At 69.4% G+C, this 23558-nt stretch carries 24 protein-coding genes; 12 read left to right on the forward strand and 12 right to left on the reverse strand.

Going from position 1 to position 23558, the window contains the following annotated elements:
• Window positions 1-156: 156 nt before the first annotated feature.
• Window positions 157-1128 carry a polysaccharide deacetylase family protein gene (locus HNO80_RS09150; RefSeq protein ID WP_175322536.1) on the forward strand — a complete coding sequence of 324 codons (972 nt, stop codon included), beginning with the start codon at window positions 157-159 and terminating at the stop codon, window positions 1126-1128.
• 61 nt (window positions 1129-1189) lie between these two features.
• Window positions 1190-4360: an HAD family hydrolase gene (locus HNO80_RS09155; protein ID WP_175322537.1), complete on the forward strand. Its 3171-nt coding sequence runs from the start codon at window positions 1190-1192 to the stop codon at window positions 4358-4360.
• Here the strand turns inward: HNO80_RS09155 and HNO80_RS09160 are convergent.
• From HNO80_RS09160 to HNO80_RS09185, 6 genes are all read right to left on the reverse strand, one after another.
• Window positions 4357-5310 (reverse strand): zinc-dependent alcohol dehydrogenase family protein, encoded by a 954-nt coding sequence (locus HNO80_RS09160; RefSeq protein WP_502707833.1) that lies wholly within the window; start codon window positions 5308-5310, stop codon window positions 4357-4359. The two genes, HNO80_RS09155 and HNO80_RS09160, sit on opposite strands and share 4 nt — an antisense overlap.
• 118 nt (window positions 5311-5428) lie before the next feature.
• Window positions 5429-6280, reverse strand: coding sequence for a universal stress protein (locus HNO80_RS09165; protein WP_175322539.1), 852 nt, complete (start codon window positions 6278-6280; stop codon window positions 5429-5431).
• Between the two features lie 77 nt (window positions 6281-6357).
• Window positions 6358-7482, reverse strand: a complete 1125-nt coding sequence (locus HNO80_RS09170; RefSeq protein ID WP_249777240.1) for a YihY/virulence factor BrkB family protein — start codon at window positions 7480-7482, stop codon at window positions 6358-6360.
• Between the two features lie 81 nt (window positions 7483-7563).
• Window positions 7564-8172 carry a DUF3618 domain-containing protein gene (locus tag HNO80_RS09175; RefSeq protein WP_175322540.1) on the reverse strand — a complete coding sequence of 203 codons (609 nt, stop codon included), beginning with the start codon at window positions 8170-8172 and terminating at the stop codon, window positions 7564-7566.
• 15 nt (window positions 8173-8187) lie between these two features.
• Window positions 8188-8619: a phage holin family protein gene (locus HNO80_RS09180; protein WP_175322541.1), complete on the reverse strand. Its 432-nt coding sequence runs from the start codon at window positions 8617-8619 to the stop codon at window positions 8188-8190.
• Window positions 8616-9479 carry a hypothetical protein gene (locus HNO80_RS09185; RefSeq protein ID WP_175322542.1) on the reverse strand — a complete coding sequence of 288 codons (864 nt, stop codon included), beginning with the start codon at window positions 9477-9479 and terminating at the stop codon, window positions 8616-8618. Before HNO80_RS09185 ends, HNO80_RS09180 begins: the two co-directional genes overlap by 4 nt.
• 181 nt (window positions 9480-9660) lie before the next feature.
• On the opposite strand from HNO80_RS09185, the gene HNO80_RS09190 reads away from it, so the two are divergent.
• Window positions 9661-10611 carry a spermidine synthase gene (locus HNO80_RS09190; RefSeq protein ID WP_175322543.1) on the forward strand — a complete coding sequence of 317 codons (951 nt, stop codon included), beginning with the start codon at window positions 9661-9663 and terminating at the stop codon, window positions 10609-10611.
• A gap of 28 nt (window positions 10612-10639) precedes the next feature.
• On the opposite strand, the gene HNO80_RS09195 is transcribed toward HNO80_RS09190, so the two are convergent.
• Complete coding sequence (locus HNO80_RS09195; RefSeq protein WP_175322544.1) at window positions 10640-11557, reverse strand: LysR family transcriptional regulator; 918 nt, start codon at window positions 11555-11557, stop codon at window positions 10640-10642.
• A 133-nt stretch (window positions 11558-11690) separates the two neighbouring features.
• Here HNO80_RS09195 and HNO80_RS09200 point away from each other — a divergent pair, with 133 nt between their 5' ends.
• The 3 genes from HNO80_RS09200 (at window position 11691) to HNO80_RS09210 (ending at window position 14613) form a co-directional block, all read left to right on the forward strand.
• Window positions 11691-13070, forward strand: a complete 1380-nt coding sequence (locus HNO80_RS09200; RefSeq protein ID WP_175322545.1) for an MFS transporter — start codon at window positions 11691-11693, stop codon at window positions 13068-13070.
• Window positions 13071-13118: 48 nt separating this feature from the next.
• Window positions 13119-13868, forward strand: coding sequence for a 3-hydroxybutyrate dehydrogenase (locus HNO80_RS09205; protein ID WP_175322546.1), 750 nt, complete (start codon window positions 13119-13121; stop codon window positions 13866-13868).
• A gap of 112 nt (window positions 13869-13980) precedes the next feature.
• Window positions 13981-14613, forward strand: coding sequence for a flavin reductase family protein (locus HNO80_RS09210; protein WP_175322547.1), 633 nt, complete (start codon window positions 13981-13983; stop codon window positions 14611-14613).
• 44 nt (window positions 14614-14657) lie between these two features.
• Here HNO80_RS09210 and HNO80_RS17780 read toward each other — a convergent pair whose 3' ends face one another.
• Window positions 14658-14852 carry a helix-turn-helix domain-containing protein gene (locus HNO80_RS17780; protein ID WP_217500744.1) on the reverse strand — a complete coding sequence of 65 codons (195 nt, stop codon included), beginning with the start codon at window positions 14850-14852 and terminating at the stop codon, window positions 14658-14660.
• Between the two features lie 46 nt (window positions 14853-14898).
• Window positions 14899-15180, reverse strand: a complete 282-nt coding sequence (locus HNO80_RS17785) for a hypothetical protein (RefSeq protein ID WP_217500745.1) — start codon at window positions 15178-15180, stop codon at window positions 14899-14901.
• Between the two features lie 237 nt (window positions 15181-15417).
• On the opposite strand from HNO80_RS17785, the gene HNO80_RS09220 reads away from it, so the two are divergent.
• Complete coding sequence (locus HNO80_RS09220) at window positions 15418-15870, forward strand: DUF5956 family protein (protein ID WP_175322549.1); 453 nt, start codon at window positions 15418-15420, stop codon at window positions 15868-15870.
• Here the strand turns inward: HNO80_RS09220 and HNO80_RS09225 are convergent.
• Together HNO80_RS09225 and HNO80_RS09230 are read right to left on the reverse strand one after the other, a co-directional pair.
• Entirely contained in the window at window positions 15858-16223 is a 366-nt protein-coding gene (locus tag HNO80_RS09225; RefSeq protein ID WP_349627294.1) for a hypothetical protein, read from the reverse strand. The two genes, HNO80_RS09220 and HNO80_RS09225, sit on opposite strands and share 13 nt — an antisense overlap.
• A 5-nt stretch (window positions 16224-16228) precedes the next feature.
• Entirely contained in the window at window positions 16229-16567 is a 339-nt protein-coding gene (locus tag HNO80_RS09230; protein WP_175322550.1) for a hypothetical protein, read from the reverse strand.
• Between the two features lie 203 nt (window positions 16568-16770).
• Between HNO80_RS09230 and HNO80_RS09235 the strand changes: the two genes are divergently transcribed.
• From HNO80_RS09235 to HNO80_RS09250, 4 genes are all read left to right on the forward strand, one after another.
• Window positions 16771-17646: an IclR family transcriptional regulator gene (locus HNO80_RS09235; protein WP_249777241.1), complete on the forward strand. Its 876-nt coding sequence runs from the start codon at window positions 16771-16773 to the stop codon at window positions 17644-17646.
• A 160-nt stretch (window positions 17647-17806) separates the two neighbouring features.
• Window positions 17807-19561, forward strand: a complete 1755-nt coding sequence (hutU, locus tag HNO80_RS09240; protein WP_175322551.1) for a urocanate hydratase — start codon at window positions 17807-17809, stop codon at window positions 19559-19561.
• A 118-nt stretch (window positions 19562-19679) separates the two neighbouring features.
• Entirely contained in the window at window positions 19680-21329 is a 1650-nt protein-coding gene (hutH, locus tag HNO80_RS09245) for a histidine ammonia-lyase (RefSeq protein WP_502707834.1), read from the forward strand.
• Between the two features lie 151 nt (window positions 21330-21480).
• Window positions 21481-21717, forward strand: a complete 237-nt coding sequence (locus tag HNO80_RS09250; RefSeq protein ID WP_175322553.1) for a hypothetical protein — start codon at window positions 21481-21483, stop codon at window positions 21715-21717.
• Window positions 21718-21825: 108 nt separating this feature from the next.
• On the opposite strand, the gene HNO80_RS09255 is transcribed toward HNO80_RS09250, so the two are convergent.
• Window positions 21826-22062, reverse strand: a complete 237-nt coding sequence (locus tag HNO80_RS09255; protein WP_175322554.1) for a hypothetical protein — start codon at window positions 22060-22062, stop codon at window positions 21826-21828.
• Between the two features lie 190 nt (window positions 22063-22252).
• On the opposite strand from HNO80_RS09255, the gene HNO80_RS09260 reads away from it, so the two are divergent.
• Window positions 22253-23557 carry a cation:proton antiporter gene (locus HNO80_RS09260; protein ID WP_175322555.1) on the forward strand — a complete coding sequence of 435 codons (1305 nt, stop codon included), beginning with the start codon at window positions 22253-22255 and terminating at the stop codon, window positions 23555-23557.
• The last annotated feature ends 1 nt before the right edge of the window (window position 23558 follow it).

Genomic DNA, 23558 nt, shown 5'->3' on the forward strand with positions numbered 1-23558 from the left:
CTGCGCGGCCCTTTCCACGCCCCGGGCCGAACGGACACTTGCGGCCCCTAATCCGGGGATCTCCAGGGCCCCAAGTGCCCGTTCGCGCAAAGGAGTGGGGAATCCGTCGGGCCTTTCAGCCCTACCCCGCTGGGGCCGGTGGTGCCATGGTGAGGCATGTGGTCGCTCTTCGCCGGCGGACGCCGTCGGCTGATTGCGCTGGTGGCCGCGGTGCTGCTGCTTGCCGCCGCGGTCGTCACGGCGCTGGTCCTCTCCCGGGAACCCCCTGCCGCCGCTCCGCAGGCGGCCCCCGCTACCGGCCCGTCTGGCACCGCGTCGGCTTCCGTTACCCCTTCGCCGTCGCGCACCGCGCCCGGCACCTCCTCGCCGGGTGCGACCCCAAGCCGGACGCCCCTGCCGCCGTCGAGCGCCGCTCCGGTCCCTCCGCCGGCCACGACGGCGCCCGTGACCCAGGCGCCACCCCCGCCGCCTCCGGCACCCGCGGCCCCGTTCCCCGCGTCACTCCGGGGCGCCGACGTCGAGGTCATCCCCGGCGCCGGCCGCGTGGTTGCCCTGACCTTCGATGCCGGGGCCAATTCGGCGGCCCTGCCCAGCATTCTGCGCACCCTCGGCGCCGCCGGAGTGCGGGCAACGTTTTTCCTGACGGGCAACTGGGCCAGCGCCAACCCCGCTGGCGTCGCCTCGATCGTGGCAGCCGGCCACCGGGTGGGCAACCACTCGATGACGCATCCGGGGTTCACCTCCCTCACCGACGCCCAGATCGCCCAGCAGCTCTCCGGCGCGCAGGCCGCGATCACGGCCGCAGGCGCGGATTCCCGGCCGCTGTTCCGCTTCCCGTTCGGCGAGCGGGACGCACGGACCATCGCCGCCGTGAACGCGCGGGGCTACCTGCCGGTGCGCTGGACGGTCGACACCCTCGGCTGGAAGGGCACCAGCGGCGGGATCACGGCACAGATCGTCGCCGACCGTGCGCTCGCCGGCCTGCAGCCGGGGGAGATCGTCCTGATGCACATCGGTTCCAACCCCGACGACGGCAGCACCCTGGACGCCGACGCCCTGCCGCAACTCATCAGCCGGATCCGGCAGGCCGGCTACGGCTTCACGACCCTGGACGCGCTCCTCGGCTGACCGCCCGCAACCGGGCCGACCGCCACTGTTCCCGGACGGGGATGACTGGTACGAATAACGCATGACGGAGTCGCCCACAGTTGCAGCTGCACTGGCACCCGTCGACGCGGTGGTCTTTGAACTGGACGGCGTGGTGCTTGATACCGCGGAACTCCGTGCCGCCGCCTGGAAGCGGCTCCTCGATGAGGTCTTCCGGGACCCCCGGCTGCCGCCCCGCGCCCGCCGGGACCCGATCGCGGACGCCGACTACACCCTTTACATCGAAGGCAGGACGCCCGCCGAGGGTGCCTCGGCGTTCCTGGCCTCGCGCGGCGTCTCGCTTCCGCCGGGTTCGCCGGCGGATGGTCCGGGCGACTGGACGGCGTTCGGACTCGGGAAACGCCAGGACGAACTCTTCGGGCAACTGCTGCGCGGCCAGCCGCCCCGGGCCTTCCCCGGCACCTTGGCCCTGCTGCAACGGCTCCGGGCCGGCCGGATTCCGGTGCTGCTGGCCACGTCGGCCCCCAACGCGGGCGCGCTGCTCGCCACCGTCGGCCTGGAAGCCTTTTTCGACCATGTCGCGGACGGGCAGGCGGCGCTGCGGCAGGCCATCCCCGGCAAGCCGTCGCCGGCCCTGGCCCTGGAAGCGGTGCGGCGGCTGGACATCCCGCCCGGCCGGGCCATGGTCATCGAAGCGGCCGTCGCCGGGGTGGAGGCGGGCCGCCGCGGCGGCTTCGGGCTCGTCGTCGGGATCGACCGGACCGGCCGGCGGGCCGAACTGGAAACCGCCGGGGCCGACATCGTGGTCGAAGACGTCAGCGAACTGGACATCGGCCTGGTCATCACGCACCCCTGGATGCTGGTCTACGAGGGTTTCGACCCGGCCCACGAAGGGCACCGGGAGGCCCTGACCACGCTGGGCAACGGCTACATGGCCACCCGGGGTGCGGCCCCGGAACACCGCGGCGGCGAGATCCACTATCCCGGGAGCTACCTGGCGGGGGTCTACAACCGGCTGGCCAGCGTCGTGGAGGGCCAGAAAACGGTGGACGAGCACATGGTGAACATTCCGGACTGGCTGCACCTGGACCTGCGGATCGAGGGCGGCGCCTGGTGGTCGGAGGGTGGCCTGGTGCTCCGCAGGGAGCGCCGCACCCTGGACCTCAAACGCGCCCTACTCACCCGGGAGGCACTGCTGGAGGACGACGCCGGCCGGCGGCTGAAGCTGGTGCAGCGGCGCCTGGTTTCGATGGCGGAGCCGCACCTCGCTGCGCTGGAAACGGTGCTCACCGCGGACGGCTGGAGCGGCAGCATCAGCGTCCGCAGCGGCTGCGACACGGACGTGACCAACTCCAACGTCCCGGAGGACGCGCAGCTGTCCACCCGGCACCTGACGGCGGTGCAGGTGACGGAGTCCGCCGGTGGGCAGAAAACAGCCCGACGGGGCGCCGTCGTGCTGAACGTCCAGGTGCAGACCAGCCAGAGCCGGGTGGGCATCGCCCTGGCGCTGCGCACCGAAGTGTCCGGGCCCGCCAACTCCGCCTTCGAGCAGCTGGGCGGACTGTACGCGCACCGCTTCGACGTGCCGGCCGCGGACGGGACAGCGGTGACGGTGACCAAGACGGTGGGGGTCGCCAGCTCCCGGGACCACGCGGTTTCCTCGCCGCTGACGGGGGCTGAGGCGGTGCTGGCGCGCGCGGGCGGCTTCGAGGCGCTGCTGGCGGAGCACGAGAAGGCCTGGGCCCTGCTGCTGGCACCGTTCATCATCGAATCCGACGCCCCCTCGCAGGCGCAGCTGATCCTGAACCTGCACGTTTTCCACCTGCTGCAGACACTGACGACGCACACCGCCGAGCTGGACGCGGGCGTGCCGGCCCGCGGACTGCACGGAGAGGGCTACCGCGGACATGTCTTCTGGGACGAGCTGTTCGTCCTGCCGGTGCTGAACTCCCGGCTGCCCTCGCTCGCCCGGGAACTGATCGACTACCGCTGGCGGCGTCTTGGCACGGCCCGGGACGCGGCGAGGGCGGCCGGGCTGCGGGGCGCGCTGTTCCCCTGGCAGAGCGGCAGCGACGGCACCGAGCAGACCCCCAAGCTGCTATTCAACAAGTTGTCCGGGCACTGGATGCCGGACTACTCCCATCTCCAGCGCCACGTGGGCCTGGCCGTGGCCTACAACGCCTGGCAGTACTTCGAGGCCACCCAGGACCGCGGCTGGCTGACCCAGCACGGCGCGGAACTCATTGTCGACGTCGCCCGCCTGTTCGCCTCGATGGCGGACTACGACGCCATCGACGACCGGTTCCACCTCAGGGGTGTCATGGGGCCGGACGAGTACCACACCGGCACCCCGGGCAACCCGGGCGGGGGCCTGGACGACAACGCCTACACCAACATCATGGCCGCGTGGGTGTTCGACCAGGCCGAATGGATCATGCACTCCGTCCAGGGGTTCGACATGGAGGACCTCCGGGCCAGGCTCGGCATTACGGCCGCGGAAATCGCCGGCTGGGCGCGGCTGAGCCGGCGCATGTTTGTGCCCTTCCACGGGGACGGCATCATCAGCCAGTTCGCCGGCTACGGCGCGCTCCGGGAACTGGACTGGACCCACTACCGCCGCAGCTACCGCAACATCGAACGGCTGGACCTCATCCTGGAAGCCGAAGGGGACAGCACCAACCACTACCGGCTGGCCAAACAGGCCGACGTCCTGATGCTGCTCTACGTCCTGGGCGAGGACCAGCTCGTGGGATTCCTCGGCCGGATGGGCTACACCGTCACCGCAACCCAGATGGCCGCGACCGTGGACTTCTATCTGGCCCGGACCGCGCACGGCTCCACGCTCAGCCGGGTGGCGCACGCCTCGGTCCTCGTGCCGCGGGATCCGGAGCAGGCCTGGGCCACGTTTCGCGAAGCCCTGGACGCTGACCTGGACGACACCCAGGGCGGGACCACGAGCTCGGGCATCCACCTGGGCGCGATGGCCGGCTCGATCGACGTCGTCCAGCGCAGTTTCGCCGGGCTGCGGATCACCCGGGACGCCCTCGACTTCACGCCCCGGCTCCCGGCCGAACTACGCCGGGTCGACTTCCAGGTCCGCTACCGCGACCAACTGCTGGCGGTGCATCTGGAAACGGACCGGCTCCTCGTCTCCGCCGCCCCCGGGGACGCCGCCCCCGTACTGGTCCGGGTTGGCCCCCGAAAGGTGCTGCTGCGGGCCGGCGAACAGCATGAATTCCTCCGCGCCGACTAGCGGGCCACGCGGATGACGGCGGCACCGGTCACCCGGTCCCCGGCGAGGTCCCGCAGTGCCTGGTCCGCGGCGTCGAAGGGGTAGGCCACCGTGGTCGGGCGCAGCGGAATCTCAGCGGCGAGGCGGAAGAACTCCTCGCCGTCGGCCCTGGTGTTGGCGGTGACACTGCGCAGTTGGCGCTCCTGGAACAGCTCGGCGGCGTAGTGCAGGGGCGGGATGTCGCTGAGGTGGATGCCGGCGACGGCGAGCGTCCCGCCACGGTCGAGGGCGCGCAGGGCCGGCGGAACCAGACCGCCTGCGGGGGCGAAGAGGATGGCGGCGTCGAGGGGGTCCGGCGGTTCCTCCTCGGCACCGCCGGCAAACGTGGCGCCCAGATCCAAGGCTAAGCGCCGGGCCTCCGGGGACCGCGTCATGACGTAGACCTGGGCCCCCTGGTAGAGCGCGATCTGTGCGGCGAGGTGGGCCGAGGCGCCGAAGCCGTAAATGCCCAGCCGGCCGCCGATCGGCAGTTCGGCCCGGCTCAGGGCGCGGTAGCCGATGATGCCAGCGCACAGCAGCGGAGCCGCCTCCTCATCCGGGAAGATTTCGGGCACCCGGTAGGCGAAGTCCTCGGCGACGGTGATGAGTTCGGCGTAGCCGCCGTCGCGGTCCCAGCCCGTGAAGGTGGGGGACAGGCACAGGTTTTCCTGCCCGCGCAGGCAGAACCGGCAGGACCGGCAGGTGCCGCCGAGCCAGGCCACCCCCACCCGCTCGCCGGGGCGGAACCGGTCCGCGCCCTGGCCGGCGCCGATCACCTCGCCGATTACTTCGTGCCCGGGAACGACGCCGGCCCGCCTGGGGGCCAGCTCGCCCTCGGCCAGGTGCAAGTCCGTGCGGCACACCCCGCACACCCGTACGCGTATCAGGATTTCCCCGCGGCCGGGGATGGGGTCCGGGCGCTCGCCGGACACCAGCGGACCCGTCGCGATTGGTCCGGGCTGCGCAACCCACCAGGCTCGCACAGAGCCTCCCTTTCTGGCTCATCTTCCTGACCCGGGCTGCGGCGGCAGTGACCCCGGAGCCTAGGAATCAGCGCGTGATCATGACATTGCAGGCCGCCTTATGCAGCACCGCGGAGACGGTGTTGCCAATGCCTCCGCCGCGGTTGTGGGTGCCCAGCACCAGCACATCCGCGTCTTCGGCTGCCTCCACGAGTTCCTTGGCCGCCGCCCGGCCATCCTTCAGCGTGCCGGAGACTGCCAGCCCGGGAGCGAGTCTCCCTGCTTCGCCGAGGGAGTACTCCAGCAGTTCCGCGCCGTGGAGCGGCGTGTGCCGGCCGTGCTCCGCAGGCTTCCCGCCAGGGTCCGGATCCACATGGATCAGCTGCAACTCGGCGCCGACCGCGGCGGCGAGGCGGACGGCGTCGGCGAGCACGGCCGAGCTGTGGGCCGCGGCATCGACGCCTACGACGACGGGCCTGCCGGGCAGGTGCGGACGGCGGACCACCATGAGCGGGCACGGGGCGGCGCCTGCCAGCTCCAGGCAGACCGAACCGGCGAGGTGGTCGAGCACGCCGCCCATGCCCCGGCTTCCCACCACCAGGAGGGAGGCATCCGCGGCGGCCTGGCGCAGGACCTGTGCGGGCAGTCCGGCCTCCATGACACCGTCGACGGCGAGACCAGGGTCAACGCCGTGGGCCAGCCCCACGCCCTCGGCGAGGATGGTCTCGGCGGAATGCCGGAGGCCGCTGCCGGCCACGCCCTTGACGGGTCCCAGGTCTTTGGTGAACATCGGCCAGACCCAGGCGTGAACCACCCGCAGGGGGAGGCCCCGGAGGGCGGCATGGTCGGCGGCCCAGCGGACGGCGAGTTGCGAGGATTCGGAGCCGTCGTAGCCCACGGCGACGGCGGCGGGTCGGGGACCTGCTGCGGGTGCCGGCATGGATCCTCCCGGGTAGGCGGACGTAGCACTCCCCAGCGGTGCGTCCCCCCAGTACTACCGGTGGGGGAGCGGGGCGGCTAGGGGCTTTGGTCCCCCGCCCGTTTGGTACCGCCGTGTTCCTCCCGCAGCTCCCGTCCGCGGCGGATGTCCTCTTCCTCTTGGGCCTGCAGCTTGTCGCTCTTCTTCGTGTCGCGCGGCGGCAGCTGGATGGTTTCCTCGGCCTCGATGCCGGCCTGGAGCTGGCGGCCGCGCTCGGTTTCGGCGTCGAACTCGGCGCCGAACAGCAGCGACATGTTCAGGATCCACAGCCAGAGCAGGGCGATGATGACGCCGCCGATCGCACCGTAGGTCTTGTTGTAGCTGTTGGAGTAGGCCACGTAGAAGCCGAATGCCAGGGATGCCAGCAGGAAGACCACCAGGGCAATGGCCGATCCCATGCTCATCCAGCGGAATTTCGGCTGCTTCACGTTGGGGGTGGCGTAGTAGAGGACGGCAATCGCCACGATCACCAGCACCAGCATCACCGGCCACTTGGCGATGTTCCAGACGGCCAGGAACGCCCCGCCCAGGCCGATCAGGTTCCCGACGGACTCTGCCACCGGGCCGCTGAGCACCAGCATCGCGGCCAGCACGACGACGATCAGCAGGTTGACGACCGTGACTCCGAGCATGGTGCCGCGCAGCTTCAGGAACGGCCTGCCCTCATCGATCTCGTACACCCGGTTCATGGCCCGCCCGAACGCCCCGACATAGCCGGAGGCGGACCAGAGGGCGGTGAGGAGGCCCACGATGAACGTCAGGCCGGCGGCCGAGGAGCTGGCCAGTTCTTCGACTACCGGGCGGATCGTGTCCACGGTCTGGCCGGGCGCGATGCCCTGGACGATGTCCAGCAGCGCCGACGTTGTCTTCTGGGCGTCTCCGAAAAGACCGAGCAGGGACACCAGCGCCAGGAGCGCCGGGAAGATTGAGAGCACCGAGTAGTAGGTCAGCGATGCCGCGAGGTCGGGGCACTGGTCTTTGGTGAATTCCCGCAGGGTCTTTTTGGCGATGTACTTCCAGGAAGGCTTGGTGACATCGGTCGGGCGGCCCGGCTTGCGCGCGTCGTCCGGGGCGGGGGCAGTGCGCGCCTTAGCGGTGCTGCTCTCGGGGGTTTCGGCGTCGTCCATGGAGCCAGTGTCCGCCTTGGTGAGGTTCTTGGCCATCGGAATCTTCTTTCGTGGTTAAGCGCAGCGGCCGGCTGCCCAGCGCGTCAGCGAGGGCAACCGGCCGTCTTTCAGGTCGGGCTAGGCCTGCTGGACGTTGTCCTTGGCGTCGGCCGCACGGTCCTTGACGTCGGCGACGGCCATCTGGCCTTCGCCCTTGACGTTCTGGGCGGCGTCGGTGGCCGTCGCCTTGACGTTCTCCATGGCCGCCTGGGCAGGCTCCTTGAGGCCCTCGGCCACGTGCTGCGCGGCTTCGGTCAGCTCCGTGGTGAGCGGCTCGGCGGCCGTCTTCAAGGCGTCCGCTGCCTCGCGTTCCTTCTGGCTCGCCGGGATCAGCGAGGACACCAGCAGGCCGGCGCCGAAGGCGATGAGCCCTGCGGCGAGCGGGTTGCCCTGCGTCTTGGTCTTGGCCAGGTGCGGTGCGTCGGCGACGGCGGAGCCGGCGTCGTTCAGGTGCGAGGCGGCGCTGCCGCCTGCGGAATGCACGTTGCCGGCGGTGTAGTCGGCTGCTCCCATGACTTTCTCCTTCACTCCGAAGACGGCGTCTTTGACGTTTTCTTTGACCTTGTCGGTCTGGCGCTGGACGATGTGCGACGGGGTGACCTTGTCGGCCACGGCGTCGACGTTGGTGCCGAGCCGGGCGCGGGTTGCTTCAATGTCGGCGCGGATGGCATCCGGGTTTTCACTCATTGTGTTTTCCTCGCTCTAGTGGCTGGGCTTGAGGGTCGGGGGGATTTCCTGGAGGGTTTCCGCGGTCTGCGGCATGCCCTTGATCGCCTTGAGTTCCTTGCGGCCCATCGAGGCCAGGACGGCGCCGATGATGCCCCAGATGATCGCGACGACGACGCCGGACCATCCCAGCCCCATCAGCGTTCCCAAACCCCACCAGAGGGCGAGGGAGAGGAACAGCAGGACGAAGTGGCCTGCGACGCCGGCACCGGCGAACATGCCGCTGCCCTTGCCGGCCCGGCCGGCGGTCTGCTTCAGTTCGGCCTTGGCGAGCTCCACTTCCTGACGCATCAGGGTGGACATGTCCCGCGTGACGTCACCGAGCAGGTCGCCCAGGGAGTTGGTTTCCGCTTTCACATGGGCCTCGGTGGGAGGCATCGGGGCGCCCGTGGGCATCTCGCTGCTCATCGACGGCCTCCGTCGAACGGATCCTTACGGTCGGGGTCGATGCTCGGGTCGATGCGGTACGGATCGGAGGCCAGCGGGTCGTTAGCCCACTGGTCGGCGTGCGCACCGGTGCCCTCAAGCGGGCTGGGCGGGTAGGTGTCGGCAACTCCGGCGGTCGTGGTTTCCGGGTAGGTCACCGGCGGCGGGGGCACCGCGACGCCGGCATCGGGCACCCTGGAGACCGGGGCGCTGTACTGCGCCGGGGTGCCGGTGCTGCCGGTGGACGTCGTTTCCGGAGCCCCGGCGCTGAGGCTGCGGCTGAGGCGTCCGGCCAGGATGCCGGCGCCGGCAGCGGCCAGCAGGAAGGTGCCGGGGCGCTGGCGGGCGAAGGACTTGACCTCGGTGAGCAACGAACCGGGATCGCGGTTGTCGAGCCACGTGGCCACGGACTGTGACCGCTCGGCGGCCTGGCGGATCAGGTCGGTCGCGACGCCGGGCTGGTCAGAGGCGTCCGCCATGGTGTGGAGTTCGCTGGAAATGGAGCGCAGGCCCTGGGCGGCCTTCTGCTGCTGCGTGCCGGCCTGGGCGGTAAGGTCTGTCCGCGCCTGATTGATGAGGTCCTTGGCGTTGCTCTTGACCTCGCCGGCCACGTTGGCCGCTTCGGCCTTCGCGGTTTCGGTGACGTTCTGGGCCGACTCCGCGGCCTGCTGCTTGACCTCACCGGCTTCGCCCTTGGCGGTGTCGGTCTTCGAGGGCGTCCCGGTCGAGGCGGGCGGGAACGTCGAGCTCTCCCGAAGTGCCGGCTCTGTACCTAGCTCCGTGCCCTGCGTCGCCGTCGGGGTTCCGTAGCTGCCGTCCTGGGGCCATTGGTTCTCTGTCATCGTCGCTCTCTTTCCTTGTAGATCTGCTGCCGGTTAGCAAACCAGCAGCGCCGAACCCGAATAGTAAGCATGATTACTATCCGATAGTAAGCACGCTTTGCATTCGATTACAAGGAGATTCCGAGAATCGTCGGCTGCCGGCCAGCTAGGGTTGACGCATGAGCGGAACGGCGGACAGCTGATGGCAAAGCGAGGCAGGGCGGCCGGTCGAAACGCCGGGATTTCGGCGCCGGGAGTGGTGGAAGTGCCGAAGGGCAGCCGCCCTGACGGTCCGGTCTCGGGGGTCTACTACATCGACACCGGCGACTGCGAGCTGATCCCGGACCAGGACAATTCGACCGGGTGGCTACTGCGGATCAACGGTGTCATGAGCTCCCATATCGACCTCGCCGACCCGCTGTTCCTCGACTTCGAGTACATGCGCTGGATTGCGGCGCTGGTGGAATCGCGCTGGCCGCCGGTGGCCAGGCCGAAGCTGCGCGCCCTGCACCTGGGCGGGGGAGCCTGCTCGCTGGCGCGCTACTTCCACGCCGCCTATCCGGACGCCCGCCAGGTGGTGGTGGAGCTGGACGGGAAACTCGCCGAGTACGTCCGCGGCTGGTTCGACTTGCCCAAGGCGCCGCTGCTGCGCCTGCGCGTGGGGGAGGCTCGCGAGGTTACCGAGAGCCTCACGCCGCAGACGCGGGACCTCATCATTCGCGACGTCTTCGCCGGCTCCATCACCCCGCGGCCGCTCACCACCAGCGAATTCACCGGGCACGCCAAGCGTGTCCTGGCGCCCGGCGGGATCTACCTGGTGAATTCCGGCGACGCCCCGGCCCTGGCCAACGCGCGCGAGGATGCTGCCACGATCGCGGCGGCCTTCGAGCACACGGTGATCATCGCCGACCCTGCCATGCTCAAGGGCCGGCGCTACGGCAACATGATCATCGCCGGCAGCGACGTGCCGTTCGACGACGACCCCGGCCTCGCACGGCGCCTGCTGGGCGGCGCGGTGCCGGCCCACATCTGGCACGATGCCAAGGTGCGCGCCTTCGCCGCCGGCGCCGCCGTCCGCCACGACCCCGCATCCGCTGACCCGACGACGGCGGACCCGATGACGGCGGACCCGACGTCGTCGACGGCTCCGTAATGGCCCTGTTGCGGCCCCAAAACGGCGCCTACGGAGCAATCGCTGCGTACCCGTCCCGGCCCATCAGCGCCTCGCGGTGCGCGTCGGTCTGCTCGCGCAGGGCCTGGACTACCGCGGCCACGGCCGGCCGGCGCATCGAGTCGGGCCGCAGGACCATCCAGTAGGGGAGCAGTTCGGCGAACTTATCCGGCAACAGCCTGACCAGGTCCGGATGCAGGTCCGCGGCGAAGCAGGGCAGGAACCCGATTCCGGCCCCGGCCCGCGTCGCCTCCACGTGGACAAAGACATTGGTGGAGCTCAGCCCGTCCCGCATGGTCGGCACCAGCCGCCGCGGGGCGTCGAGGTCGTCCACCTGGAGCATGGAGTCGACGAAGTAGACCAGCGGATGCGCCTTCAGTTCGTCCACCGATCGCGGCGTCCCGTACTCGGCCAGGTAGCTCCGCGAGGCATACATCCCCAGCATGTATTCGCCGAGCTGGGCCGCCTCGGCCCGGTGCACCTGCGGCTCGCCGACCACCACCTCGATGTCCAGGCCGGAGCGCTGCTGCAGCGCCCGCCGGGTCACAGTGATGATCTCCACGCTGAGCCCGGGGTGGTGGCGGCGCAGCCGGGCCACCGCGGGGGCCGCGATGTAGGCGCTGAAACCGTCGGTGGCGGTCATCCGCACGACGCCGGTGACGGGGTCCGGCGTCGTCCCCGGCTTTTCGAGCGAGCGCACGGCGCCTTCCACCTGCTCGGCGACGGCGACCGCCGCGGCGCCGAGTTCCGTCAGTTCCCAGCCGCCCGCGGCCCGGGACAGCACGCGGCCGCCGAGGGCCTTCTCCAGGGCCGCGATCCGGCGGGAGACCGTGGTGTGGTTCAGGCCCAGGACCTGGGCCGCCGTCGTAAATTTGGCCGAGCGCGAGACCGCCAGCAGCACCAACAGGTCGTCGGGATTTGCATTCATATCTGCAATTCTGCACATACATAGTGCCGGTTTGGCCATTGAACCGCAAGGAATCTGCGGCAATACTCGATGAAGCCCATTTTCAGTGCTGTGCATCACGGCGCGTGTCATCGTGGACACTAAGGAGAACGAAATGAGCGTAGACCAACGCTCCGCAACACCCCCCGCCGCAGCCACCAAGGGTGCAGGCCTCAAGAAAATCGTCGCCGCATCGATGGTCGGCACCGTCGTGGAGTGGTACGAATTCTTCCTCTACGCCACCGCCGCCACCCTGGTGTTCGGCAAGTACTTCTTCCCCGCCACCGGCAATGAGCTGGACGGCATCATCCAGGCGTTCCTGACCTACGCCGTGGGCTTCGTCGCCCGCCCGCTCGGCGGAATCGTCTTCGGCCAGATCGGCGACAAGCTGGGCCGCAAGCCCACCCTGCAGTTGACCATCGTGATCATCGGTGTCTCCACCTTCCTGATGGGCTGCCTCCCGGGCTTCGTCGACATCGGCTACCTCGCGCCGGCCCTGCTGGTGGCACTGCGCTTCATCCAGGGCTTCGCGCTGGGCGGCGAATGGGGCGGCGCTGTGCTGCTCGTTGCCGAGCACAGCCCCAACGAGACCCGCGGTTTCTGGTCCAGCTGGCCCCAGGCGGCCGTCCCGGTCGGCAACCTGCTGGCCACCCTGGTCCTGTTCATCGTGTCCAACGTGCTCAGCGCCGCCGACTTCCTCGGCTGGGGCTGGCGCGTGGCGTTCTGGCTCTCCGCCGTGATCGTGTTCGTCGGCTACTACATCCGCACCAACGTCTCCGAAGCCCCGATCTTCCTCGAAGCCAAGGCGCAGCTGGAGCAGGAGCAGGCCGCCAGCTACGGCGTCCGCGAAGTCATCCGCAAGTACCCCAAGGGCATCCTGCAGGCCATGGGCCTCCGTTTCGCGGAAAACATCATGTACTACCTCGTGGTGAGCTTCGCGATTGTCTACCTCAAGAGCGTGCACAAGTACGACACGTCCTCGCTGCTGCTGGCACTGTTGATTGCCCACCTCATCCACTTCCTGGTCATCCCGCAGGTCGGACGGCTCGTGGACAGCTGGGGCCGCAAGCCGGTCTACCTGGTCGGCGCCATCACCGGCGCGACCTGGCCGTTCTTCGCCTTCCCGATGTTCGACACCCGCAACCCGGTGATCATTGTGCTCGCCGTGACGATCGGTCTGTGCCTGCACGCCTTCATGTACGCCGGCCAGCCGGCGCTGATGTCGGAGCTGTTCCCGACCCGGATGCGTTATGCGGGCGTCTCGCTGGGCTCGCAGGTCACCTCGATCTTCGCCGGCTCGCTCGCGCCGCTGCTCGCCACGGCGTGGCTCAAGGACACCGGTTCCTGGCTGCCCACCGCCATCTACCTCGTGGTGGCCTGTGCTATCACCACGGTGGCAGTGCTCAGCCTCAAGGAAACCAAGGGCATCGCCCTCGAGGACGTGGACCGGGCCGACGCCGAGCGTGAAGGCCTGGCAGTAGCGGCCGTCCGCTGAACTGCTTGAATCTGATGACCGTGAATCTCTGAACTGGAAGGCTGGGTAATGGAAAATACACTCAACGGCCGCAAGGCATTGGTCACCGGCGGCGCGGGCGGGATCGGCGCTGCCAGCGTTCGTGCCCTCGCTGCGAGGGGCGCGAAGGTGGTGGTTGCCGACGTCGACGAAGCCGCCGCCACCGCCCTCGCCGACGAGGTGGGGGGCACCGCGTGGGCGGTGAACCTGCTCGACGTCGAGGCCTTGCAGACGCTCAGCCTGGATTGCGACATCCTGGTCAACAACGCCGGGATCCAGCGCATCAGCCCGATCGAGGACTTTGATCCGGCAGATTTCCGCCGCATCGTCACGCTCATGCTTGAGGCGCCGTTCCTGCTGATCCGGGCCGCGTTGCCGCACATGTACGCCAACGGCTTCGGCCGGATCATCAACCTGTCCTCGGTCCACGGGCTTCGGGCCTCGCCGTTCAAGAGCGCCTACGTCTCCGCCAAGCACGGCCTGGAAGGGCTGAGCAAGGTGACGGCGCTGGAGGGCGGCGCCCACGGTGTGACGTCCAACTGCATCAATCCCGGGTATGTCCGGACGCCGCTGGTCGAGTCGCAGATTGCGGACCAGGCCAAGGTGCACGGCATTCCGGAGTCCGAGGTGCTGGCCAAGATCATGCTCACCGAGGCGGCCGTGAAGCGGCTGGTCGAACCCGAGGAGGTGGCCTCGCTGGTGGCGTGGCTGGCCTCGAACGACGCCGGCATGGTCACCGGCGCCAGCTACACCATGGACGGCGGCTGGTCCGCCCGATAGAGCGCTAACTCTGACCCGCCCGGGCAGCTCTGTCCGGGCGGGTCAGTCGTCTGTCAGCCCGGTCCGGTTTGGTGGCGGCCTTGCCGCCGGGGCGTGCCACTAGGCTGGGGGCATGCGCAAGGATTTCAGCCCCGCCGACTTGCCCTCCGCAGAGTTTTACCGGCTGCTGACAGCCGTCGTCGTGCCCCGTCCTATTGCCTGGGTTTCCAGTACCTCCGCCGACGGGGTGGACAACCTCGCTCCGCATTCCTTTTTCACTGTCGCGTCGGTGACACCGCCGATCATCCAGTTCACCTCGGTGGGCCGGAAGGACACATTGCGGAACATCTCCGCGCGAGGCGAATTTGTGGTCAATCTTGCGCCGGCCGATTTCCTCGCCGAGGTCAACGCGACCGGCACCAACTTTCCGCCGGAGGTCAGCGAGTTCGACGCCGCCAACGTCACCCGGGAGGCCAGCCTGACGGTCAGCGTGCCGCGGGTGGCGGAGTCGCCGGCGGCCCTGGAGTGCCGGCTGCATTCGACGCTGGCCATGGGCGATTGCGTGCTGGTGTTCGGCGAGGTCACCCACGCCGCGGTCTCTGTCGATGTCCTGGAGGGTAGCCACCCTCGGATCGACCTGCTCGGGCCGCTGGCCCGGCTCGGGCGCGACGAGTGGGGGCACCTGGGGCCGGTTCAGGAACTAGGCCGGATCCGGAGGTCCGACTGGCCGGGCGATTTCCGACGGAGGGGCGAACGGGAGGCGTAACGCCCGCGCATGGCCCGGGCCGGCGAGCCGCTGGCGTGATGCTGCTAGGAGGTCGGTGTGGCGGTCTGCCGGATGTAGTCCTGCACCGACGATTCGGGGATGCGGTAGGACTTCCCGAAGCGGACTGCGGCCAGGGCCTGGGACTTGACCAGCCTGTAGACGGTCATCTTGGACACGCGCATCATCGCTGCGACTTCGGCGGTGGTCAGGTAGGCGGGCGCGGAGTCTGCGGCGAACATGGATGTGAACTCCTTCATGGGGACGGCAAGGGATGTCCGGGTCTGCCTATTCGGGTTGCCGTACGTTCCGGTGATCAAAGAAAAACAGGGTTCCGGCGGGAGTCCCGGGGACGCGCAGGCCGACGAACGGGGCACGGATGACTTCGACCGTTCCCTCCCTGCGCCCATTGAACGGGTCGTCGCCCACGACCAGTTGGCCAATGCGGAACGGGACGCGGCCCTCGTAGATGCGGTGTGCAGCCTGCCGCAAGACCCGGGCGACTCGGGCCGCCCGCTGCGGGCGTACGGGCTGTGCTGTGCTGATTGGCTGTGCTGGGGAAATGCGCATCGGACTGCTCCTTGCCAGCGAACGAAGTTCATTCGCGGGGGACCGAAACGACACAGACGGACTCCCCAGCCTTACCGTCTTCGTTCCGGCGCCCCCGTCCGCCCACTCTACGAATTCGTCCCACCAGTAACACGCGTAACACATACCCCTTCTTCGCCGAGCACCACTTGGATGGCCTCCGGGGATACTCGGGTGGCGGTGCCGGCGCGATTCCGGCGCGATGGTTAGGGTGGGCCTATGAGTGACGACCCGTGGGGCGCCAGGCAGGCGTCCGCCGCGCCCGAAGGCTGGATTCCGGCCACGGAGAACGGCTGGGGTGCGCTCGTGGTGTGGGCCGCGGGGCCGCTAAATGTCGTCCGGGTCCCCGCCGCACCCCGCAACCGGGAGACCGCCGTCGTCACCAGATACAGCGACGGGCGCGAGGCGCGGGAACCTTCGCGCCTGACCGACGCCGACCTGGAATCCATCGACGACGATATTGACTCTTATCTTGCCGAGGCCGGTCTCCCGCCGCGCCCGCGCGGCTTCGACTGGTACCTGCGCCCGCCTGGCGCTGCCGCTGCCGGTCCCGACGCTTTTTGGGCCGCCGTCTGGGAAGCCACGACGGCGGGGCTGCCGCACGACGGACTTCATCCCTTGAGGCTGAGGGTCGCCGCCGCGGCGGCGGTGGACCGGCTCTACCGGAGCTGACGCCGCAGTTTCCGCCAGTGGACCCCCACCGCCACGACAATTAGCGGGACGTGGATCGCCGGGAGGTTGTGGGCAAACCACTTCGGCAAATAGATGTCCGTGACGGAGCCGGTGCTGTCGCCGAGTCGTTGGGCTACCGCCGTCAGCGGGCAATGGAAGCCGTTGCCTGCAAAGACCGCGGTTTCGGCGAAGACCACGGCGCCGGCGACGCCCGCCCTCCGGTCGGAGCGTCCCCGGATACCGGAGTAGAGGACGTAGACCATCGCCGCCTCGATCGTGAACCACGCCAGGGTATGAACCGCCCTGATCGCTTTCAGCCGCGCCCCCTGAAACTCCGTGCGCCGGGTATCCACGCCCGTCACCCGGACTGCTGCACGGCGAGGACGATGATGGCCGCGTTGATGCCCAGCCCGATCAGCCACCACGGGTTGAACGTGAGCACCAGCAGCGCGGCCGAGATTCCGGCCCCGGCTACGGTGACCGGGATCCACCACGGCGCCGCCACCAGGAGTCCCAGGCCCGCCAGCCCCAGCACCGCCGCGGCGGCGATGGCCAGGGCAACTGCGAGACGGCGCACCTCCCCGGCGAAGGGGGACCGGCCGACGTCGAACGGCGCCTTTTCGTCCGGCCGCGGCAGCCAGATGGCGAGGTGAACGAGGCCGTGGGCGATTAAGAACAGTCCTGCGATCCAGCGCACGGCGGTCCTCCTGATGTTCCGGCGGCTTCGTTCAGCGAAGCACCGCCTCCCGCGGCCGGGCTAGGGTCGGAAGTCCCGCGCCCGGTTTGGCATGAACGTCTGGTATTCCAGACAACGGAAGATGCGTCATGCCCCTATGGGGTGAATGCCGGGCGCATGCTTAAGTACGGGATACCGGACACCCCCGAAACGAAGAGGACGACATGTCAGCCGCCAGCGCCATCACCCCGCCCGCGGGAGCCCCCAGTGCCGTACCGAAGGCGGGTGCGGCCAGGCCCGCCGCCGCCAGGCCGGCGTCCAAGGTGCCCGCGGCCGAGAACACGCTGCGCATCCTGAAACTGCTGGCCTCCAAGCGCGGGCCGATGGCGGCGTCGAACATTGCCACCTCGCTGGGCCTGCCGCGCTCCAGTGTCTACCACCTGCTCGGCGTGATGGAGGCGAACGGCTTTGTGCTGCACCTGCACGAGGAGCAGCGGTACGGCCTCGGCATCAGCGCCTTCGAGCTCAGCTCCGCCTACTCCCGCCAGGAGCCGCTCTCCAGGCTCGGCCGGCCGATGCTTGCGACGCTGGTGGACGTGATCGGGGAGAGCGCCCACCTGGCCGTGCTGCATGGCCGGGACGTGCTGTACATCGTCGAGGAGCGGGCCAAGAACCGACCCTCCCTCGTGACCGACGTCGGTGTCCGACTTCCCAGCCACCTCACCGCGAGCGGCCGGGCGATCCTGGCCGCGCTGCCGAAGTCCCAGGTCCGGGCGCTGTACCCGAACGCCGCGGCCTTCAGCGCCCGGCACGAGACCGAATCGCCGATCACCAAGTACTCCGCACTGTCCTCGCATCTGGACCAGGTCCGGCAGCGAGGCTACGCCACCGAACACGGCGAAGTGACACCCGGCTTCGGCTCGATCGCGGCCGCCGTCACGGACCACACCGGCTGGCCGACGGCCGCCGTCGCCGTGACCTTCCTGGAGGACAAACTGCCCGCGGACCAGTGGCCGGTCCTGGCCGCGCGGGTCAAGAAGGTGGCGGACGATCTCTCGGTCCGGATCCACGGCCGCCCCGGCCCAACCGGCCCGCAGTAGCTCCCCTTCCGAGCACCCACGACGCCAAGCAGTGCGGGCTGGTTGGGTCTGGCATCCCGGACAGCGCCCGCCGGAAGCCCCTGTTTACGGGACTCCGGACAGGCTTTAGTTGATACAGAACCTCTTCCCAAAAACCACCCCAGACAACGAAGGAGCCCCCATGGCACCCGCCGATTTCACCACCGGTGCCCGCCCGGTCAAAGCAGCCCGCGGCACCGAGCTCACCGCCAAGAGCTGGCAGACCGAAGCCCCGCTGCGCATGCTGATGAACAACCTTGACCCCGAGGTGGCCGAACGCCCGGATGACCTCGTGGTCTACGGCGGCACCGGCCGCGCCGTCCGCTCCTGGGCCGCGTTCGACGCCATCACCCGCACCCTGGAAACCATGGAAAAGGACGAGACCCTGCTGGTGCAGTCGGGCAAGCCGGTCGGCGTCTTCCGCACCAACGAATGGGCCCCGCGGGTGCTGCTGGCCAACTCCAACCTCGTCGGCGACTGGGCCAACTGGCCTGAATTCCGCCGGCTCGAGGCCGAGGGCCTGATGATGTACGGCCAGATGACCGCCGGGTCCTGGATCTACATCGGCACCCAGGGCATCCTGCAGGGCACCTTCGAGACCTTCGCGGCGATCGCCCGCAAGCTCACCGGGGACGAGAACGGCACCCTCGCCGGCACCCTGACCCTCACCGGCGGCTGCGGCGGCATGGGCGGCGCGCAACCGCTCGCCGTCACCCTGAACGAGGGCGCCTGCCTGATTGTCGACGTCGACGAGAGCCACCTGCGCCGCCGCGCCGGCAAGCGCTACCTCGACGAGGTGGAGACCGACCTCGATGCCGCGATCGCCAAGGTGCTCAAAGCCAAGGAGGAGCGCCGCGGCTGGTCGGTGGGCTACGTCGGCAACGCCGCCACCGTCTTCCCGGAGATCCTGCGCCGCCATAACGCCGGCGAGCTCACCGTGGACATCGTCACGGACCAGACCTCCGCGCACGACCCGCTGAGCTACCTGCCCGAGGGCATCACGGTCGAGGAGTGGCACCGCGAGGCCGCCGCCGATCCGGAAGGCTTCACCAAGAAGGCGCAGGCCTCGATGGCCAAGCATGTCCAGGCCATGGTCGAATTCCAGGACGCCGGCGCCGAGGTCTTCGACTACGGCAACTCCATCCGCGACGAGGCCCGCAAGGGCGGCTACAACCGGGCCTTCGAGTTTCCCGGGTTCGTCCCGGCCTACATCCGCCCGCTGTTCTGCGAGGGCCTCGGCCCGTTCCGCTGGGTTGCCCTGTCCGGGGACCCCGAGGACATCGCGGTGACAGACAAGGCCATCAAGGAGCTCTTCCCGGAGAACAAGCACCTGCACCGCTGGATCGACGCCGCCGCCGAGCGCGTCGAATTCGAGGGTCTGCCGGCCCGGATCTGCTGGCTGGGCTACGGCGAGCGGGCCAAGGCCGGCCTGCTGTTCAACCAGCTGGTCAAGGAGGGCAAGGTCAAGGCGCCCATCGTGATTGGCCGCGACCACCTCGACTCCGGCTCCGTCGCCTCCCCGTACCGCGAGACCGAGGCGATGGCGGACGGCTCCGACGCGATCGCCGACTGGCCGCTGCTCAACGCCCTGCTCAACACCGCCTCCGGCGCCACCTGGGTCTCGATCCACCACGGCGGCGGCGTCGGCATCGGCCGCTCCATCCACGCCGGCCAGGTCTCCGTGGCCGACGGCACCGAGCTCGCCGCGCAGAAGCTCGAACGCCTGCTCACCAACGACCCCGGCATGGGTGTCATCCGCCACGCCGACGCCGGGTACGAGCGCGCCGTCGAGGTCGCCAAGGAACGCGGCGTCCGCATCCCCATGCTCCCCACGGACTCCCTAACCTCGCAAGCTCGGCCAGGGAACCCTGTCCGCGTGGCCCCAGAGTCCCGCTAACCAAGCCCGCGAAAACCTCGTCGATTGCTCCGTAAGCGCCGTTTTGAGCCCTGGAAAGGGCCGTTACGGAGCAATCGATGGGAAACCCGGCTCAACCATCAGATTTAGGTAGATTTCAATGACTCTCATCCCCACGAACCCCCTAACCTCGCAAGCTCGGCCAGGGAACCCTGTCCGCGTGGGCCCAACCCACGAACCGCTCACCGTCACCCTCGGTTCCAGCGGCGTCACCCCCGAGGACGTCGTCGCCGTCGCCCGCCACGACGCCAAGGTGACCATCTCCCAGGACGCCCTCGACGCCGTCGCCAAGGTCCGCGCCCACATCGACGACCTCGCCCACAGCGAGACCCCGGCCTACGGCATCTCCACCGGCTTCGGCGCGCTGGCCAACCGGCACATCCCGGGCGGGCTGCGCACCCAGCTGCAGAAGTCGCTGATCCGCAGCCACGCCGCCGGCATGGGCCCGGCCGTGGAACGCGAGGTGGTCCGCGGCATCATGTTCCTGCGCGCCAAGACCCTCGCCTCCGGCCGCACCGGCGTCCGCCCCGTCGTGTTGCAGACCATGGTGGACGTGCTGAACGCCGGCATCACGCCGGTGGTCCGCGAATTCGGTTCGCTGGGCTGCTCCGGCGACCTCGCCCCGCTCTCGCACTGCGCCCTGGTCCTGATGGGCGAGGGCGAAGCGGTGGGCCCGGACGGCGAACTGTTCGGCGGCAAGGGAGGACGCCCCGTCGCCGAGCTCCTCGCCGCGCACGGCATTGAACCCGTCACGCTGGCCGAAAAGGAAGGCCTGGCGCTCGTCAACGGCACCGAGGGCATGCTGGGCATGCTGCTGATGGCCATCGCGGACATCCGCCAGCTGCTCACGACGGCGGACATCACCGCCGCGCTCAGCGTCGAGGCGCTGCTCGGCACGGACCAGGTGTTCCTGCCGGAGCTGCACGCCGCGCTCCGGCCGCATCCTGGCCAGGCCGCCTCCGCGGACAACATGCTGCGGGTGCTGTCCGACTCCCCGATCGTGGCCTCGCACCGGGTGAACGACACCAAGGTCCAGGACGCCTACTCGCTGCGCTGCGCCCCCCAGGTGGCCGGCGCCGTCCGCGACACAGTGGACTACGCCGCGCTGGTCGCTTCGCGCGAACTCGCCGCGGCGATCGACAACCCCGTGGTCCTGCCGGACGGCCGGGTCAGCTCCAACGGCAATTTCCACGGCGCCCCGGTGGCCTACGTGCTGGACTTCCTCGCGATCGCCGTCGCGGACCTGAGCTCCATCGCCGAGCGCCGGACCGACCGGATGCTGGACCCGGCCCGCTCACACGGACTGCCGGCCTTCCTCGCCGCGGATCCCGGCGTCGACTCCGGCCTGATGATTGCGCAGTACACCCAGGCCGGGCTGGTCTCGGACAACAAGCGGTTGGCCGTCCCGGCCTCGGTGGACTCGATCCCGAGCTCGGCCATGCAGGAGGACCATGTCTCGATGGGCTGGCACGCCGCCCGCAAGCTGCGCCGCGCGGTGGAGAACCTGCGCCGCGTCCTGGCGATCGAGCTGGTGACTTCCGCCCGGGCCCTGGACATCCGCGCCCAGCTCTCCGGCGGCGAACTCACGCCGGGACCGGCGGGGGCCGCGGTGATCGCGGTGCTGCGCGACGTCGTCGAGGGGCCCGGAACCGACCGGTTCCTCTCACCGGAGCTGGAGGCCGCCGACCTGCTCGTAGCCTCGGGCAAGGTGCGCGCCGCCGCCGAATCCGCCGTCGGAAATCTGGCCTGACGGCAAAGAAAATACGAGCCGGCCGGGCATTTCCCGGCCCCCCCGAAAAGTTCGGCAACACGGCCGCCGGGGGCGCCGGAAATGTAGTACAAATATGATGTAGCCCACACCAAAGACGTTGTGGCAAGAACCTACAAAGGGGTAGAAGTTCATGAAATCACGCGGGACGGTCATGTCCAGGCGCACGGCGTTCGCCGCCACGGTCTCCGACTGGAGGAGCCTCAAGGCGGGGGACAACGTGGAAATCCTTAAGCACGCACAACTGCTGGCAGCCGGGGAAGTCGAAGAAGTGTCGTCCAGCGGAAATGTGCTCTGGCTGGTGCCGGGCGCACCCTCGGAGGCGCAGCTGTTCCTGAAGTCCGACGGCGTGCAGGTGCGGCGCAGCTAGGCGCTGGCGCCGCGGCGCAGATAGGAACACGGCGCAGATAGAAACACAAAGAAGGGCCGGTGTGGGAGAGTCCCTCACCGGCCCTTGGCCTGTTCCGGCCCGCGCAGACTAGGCGGCGACGTCCTCGTGGGTCTCGCCGAAGGGCACGGTGTCGTCCAGCGCCACGGTGTAGGCGCCCGGCTCGTGGCGGGTAACCCGGATCCCGCAGCGGCGGTCCTGGACGGCCGAGGCGATCAGGGTGTTGACGGCGTTTTCGAGGCCGTGGTGGACCTCCTGCGCACTGGCAAACGAGAGCTTGATGGACGTGGCGTCAGAGGCCTGGGTCCGCATGGTGTGTGTGTTCATTGACTGGTCTTTCCTAGAATCCGGCCGGTTGGCCGCCCTCTATTCTAGTCTGTCCGGCGTGGCGTCCCGGTCCGGAGCCGATAGTGTGCAGGTGGCGGTATATCTTTTTAGGCGAGGGGCGCCGTTCTGTTGGAACGGCGCCCCGACCCATTCCGGGCCTGCACCCCGGTTGTGGCAGGAGGGCGTGCACATGTTCGAAGCTCCCAGTATTGTCTTTCTCGCGGCCGGAATCGCGGTCTTCATCGCCGCGGTGCTGCCCAAGCTGCTGCGCAACGCGCCACTGTCGATGCCGATGGTGTTCCTGGGCGCAGGCATGCTGGCGTTCACGCTGATGCCGGCCCTGCCGGACCCCGATCCCCTGCAGCACGGCGAATTCGTCACCCACCTGACCGAAGTCTGCGTCATCATCTCGCTGATGGGCGCCGGACTGGCGCTGGACCGGCCCGTCGGACGCCGGCGGTGGTCCACGACCTGGCGGATGCTGGGCCTTGCCATGCCGCTGTGCATCATCGGCCTGACCCTGCTGGGGCTGTGGTTCCTGGGGCTCGGTCTTGGTGCCGCGCTCCTCGTCGCGGCCGCCCTGGCCCCGACCGACCCGGTCCTGGCCTCCGAGGTGCAGGTGGGGGAGCCCGCGGACGAGGAAGACGAGACCGAGCGCGAGGACGAGATCCGCTTCGGCCTCACCTCCGAGGCGGGCCTGAACGACGGGCTGGCGTTCCCCTTCGTCTACCTGGCCATCGCCATCAGCTTCGTCGGCGCCTCACCGTCCGGCTGGCTGGGTCACTGGCTGGCCGTGGACGTGCTCTGGCGGATCGGCATCGGCGTGCTGCTGGGACTCGCGACGGGCAAGCTGCTGGGGCGGCTTTTCTTCACGGCCCGGCATGAGAGCGTCCGGCTGTCCAACCACTCCGAGGGCTTTGTGGCCCTCGCGGCGACCTTCCTGGCCTACGGCGTGACCGAGTTGATCGAGGGCTACGGCTTTGTCGCAGTGTTCGTCTGCGCTGTCACCATCCGGGCCGCCGAGCGCACGCACGGTTTCCACCGGGTGATGCACTCGTACGTGGAGCAGCTGGAGCGGCTCATGACCGTGGTCATCCTGGTGCTGCTGGGCGGGGCGATCGCCCGCGGACTGCTCGCCGGGATCGGCTGGACCGAGGTGCTGGTGGCGTTGGCGTTCCTGCTCCTGGTCCGCCCGCTGGCGGGCTGGCTCGGGCTGGCCCGGGGCAAGACCGGCCCACGGGAACGCATCGCCATCTCCTTCTTCGGCATCCGCGGCATCGGCTCGCTCTACTACCTCGCATACGCCCTGGGCCACGGGAACTTCGGCGCGCAGGCGCAGGAGCTCTGGGCTTTTGTGGGACTCGTGGTGGCGATGTCGATCGTGCTGCACGGGGCGACGACGGCGCCGGTGATGAACCGGCTGGACCGGCTGCGCGAGCGCCGCGCGGTGGAACAGCACGGCGATGAGGGCCAGGCGCCGCACACCGCCATCTAAG

The organism is Arthrobacter sp. C9C5 (assembly GCF_013359735.1).
In the GTDB taxonomy this organism is placed as follows: domain Bacteria; phylum Actinomycetota; class Actinomycetes; order Actinomycetales; family Micrococcaceae; genus Arthrobacter.

Excerpts from the sequence above, each read along its gene's own strand:
- HNO80_RS09150 (WP_175322536.1), top strand. The coding sequence starts at position 157 with ATGTGGTCGCTCTTCGCCGGCGGACGCCGTCGGCTGATTGCGCTGGTG.
- HNO80_RS09185 (WP_175322542.1), bottom strand. The coding sequence starts at position 9,479 with ATGACAGAGAACCAATGGCCCCAGGACGGCAGCTACGGAACCCCGACG.
- HNO80_RS09170 (WP_249777240.1), bottom strand. The coding sequence starts at position 7,482 with ATGGCCAAGAACCTCACCAAGGCGGACACTGGCTCCATGGACGACGCC.
- HNO80_RS09190 (WP_175322543.1), top strand. The coding sequence starts at position 9,661 with ATGGCAAAGCGAGGCAGGGCGGCCGGTCGAAACGCCGGGATTTCGGCG.
- HNO80_RS09205 (WP_175322546.1), top strand. The coding sequence starts at position 13,119 with ATGGAAAATACACTCAACGGCCGCAAGGCATTGGTCACCGGCGGCGCG.
- HNO80_RS09195 (WP_175322544.1), bottom strand. The coding sequence starts at position 11,557 with ATGAATGCAAATCCCGACGACCTGTTGGTGCTGCTGGCGGTCTCGCGC.
- HNO80_RS09210 (WP_175322547.1), top strand. The coding sequence starts at position 13,981 with ATGCGCAAGGATTTCAGCCCCGCCGACTTGCCCTCCGCAGAGTTTTAC.
- HNO80_RS09220 (WP_175322549.1), top strand. The coding sequence starts at position 15,418 with ATGAGTGACGACCCGTGGGGCGCCAGGCAGGCGTCCGCCGCGCCCGAA.
- HNO80_RS17780 (WP_217500744.1), bottom strand. The coding sequence starts at position 14,852 with ATGTTCGCCGCAGACTCCGCGCCCGCCTACCTGACCACCGCCGAAGTC.
- hutU (WP_175322551.1), top strand. The coding sequence starts at position 17,807 with ATGGCACCCGCCGATTTCACCACCGGTGCCCGCCCGGTCAAAGCAGCC.
- HNO80_RS17785 (WP_217500745.1), bottom strand. The coding sequence starts at position 15,180 with ATGCGCATTTCCCCAGCACAGCCAATCAGCACAGCACAGCCCGTACGC.
- HNO80_RS09165 (WP_175322539.1), bottom strand. The coding sequence starts at position 6,280 with ATGCCGGCACCCGCAGCAGGTCCCCGACCCGCCGCCGTCGCCGTGGGC.
- HNO80_RS09180 (WP_175322541.1), bottom strand. The coding sequence starts at position 8,619 with ATGAGCAGCGAGATGCCCACGGGCGCCCCGATGCCTCCCACCGAGGCC.
- HNO80_RS09175 (WP_175322540.1), bottom strand. The coding sequence starts at position 8,172 with ATGAGTGAAAACCCGGATGCCATCCGCGCCGACATTGAAGCAACCCGC.
- HNO80_RS09200 (WP_175322545.1), top strand. The coding sequence starts at position 11,691 with ATGAGCGTAGACCAACGCTCCGCAACACCCCCCGCCGCAGCCACCAAG.
- HNO80_RS09235 (WP_249777241.1), top strand. The coding sequence starts at position 16,771 with ATGTCAGCCGCCAGCGCCATCACCCCGCCCGCGGGAGCCCCCAGTGCC.
- HNO80_RS09255 (WP_175322554.1), bottom strand. The coding sequence starts at position 22,062 with ATGAACACACACACCATGCGGACCCAGGCCTCTGACGCCACGTCCATC.
- HNO80_RS09155 (WP_175322537.1), top strand. The coding sequence starts at position 1,190 with ATGACGGAGTCGCCCACAGTTGCAGCTGCACTGGCACCCGTCGACGCG.
- HNO80_RS09250 (WP_175322553.1), top strand. The coding sequence starts at position 21,481 with ATGAAATCACGCGGGACGGTCATGTCCAGGCGCACGGCGTTCGCCGCC.
- hutH (WP_502707834.1), top strand. The coding sequence starts at position 19,680 with ATGACTCTCATCCCCACGAACCCCCTAACCTCGCAAGCTCGGCCAGGG.
- HNO80_RS09260 (WP_175322555.1), top strand. The coding sequence starts at position 22,253 with ATGTTCGAAGCTCCCAGTATTGTCTTTCTCGCGGCCGGAATCGCGGTC.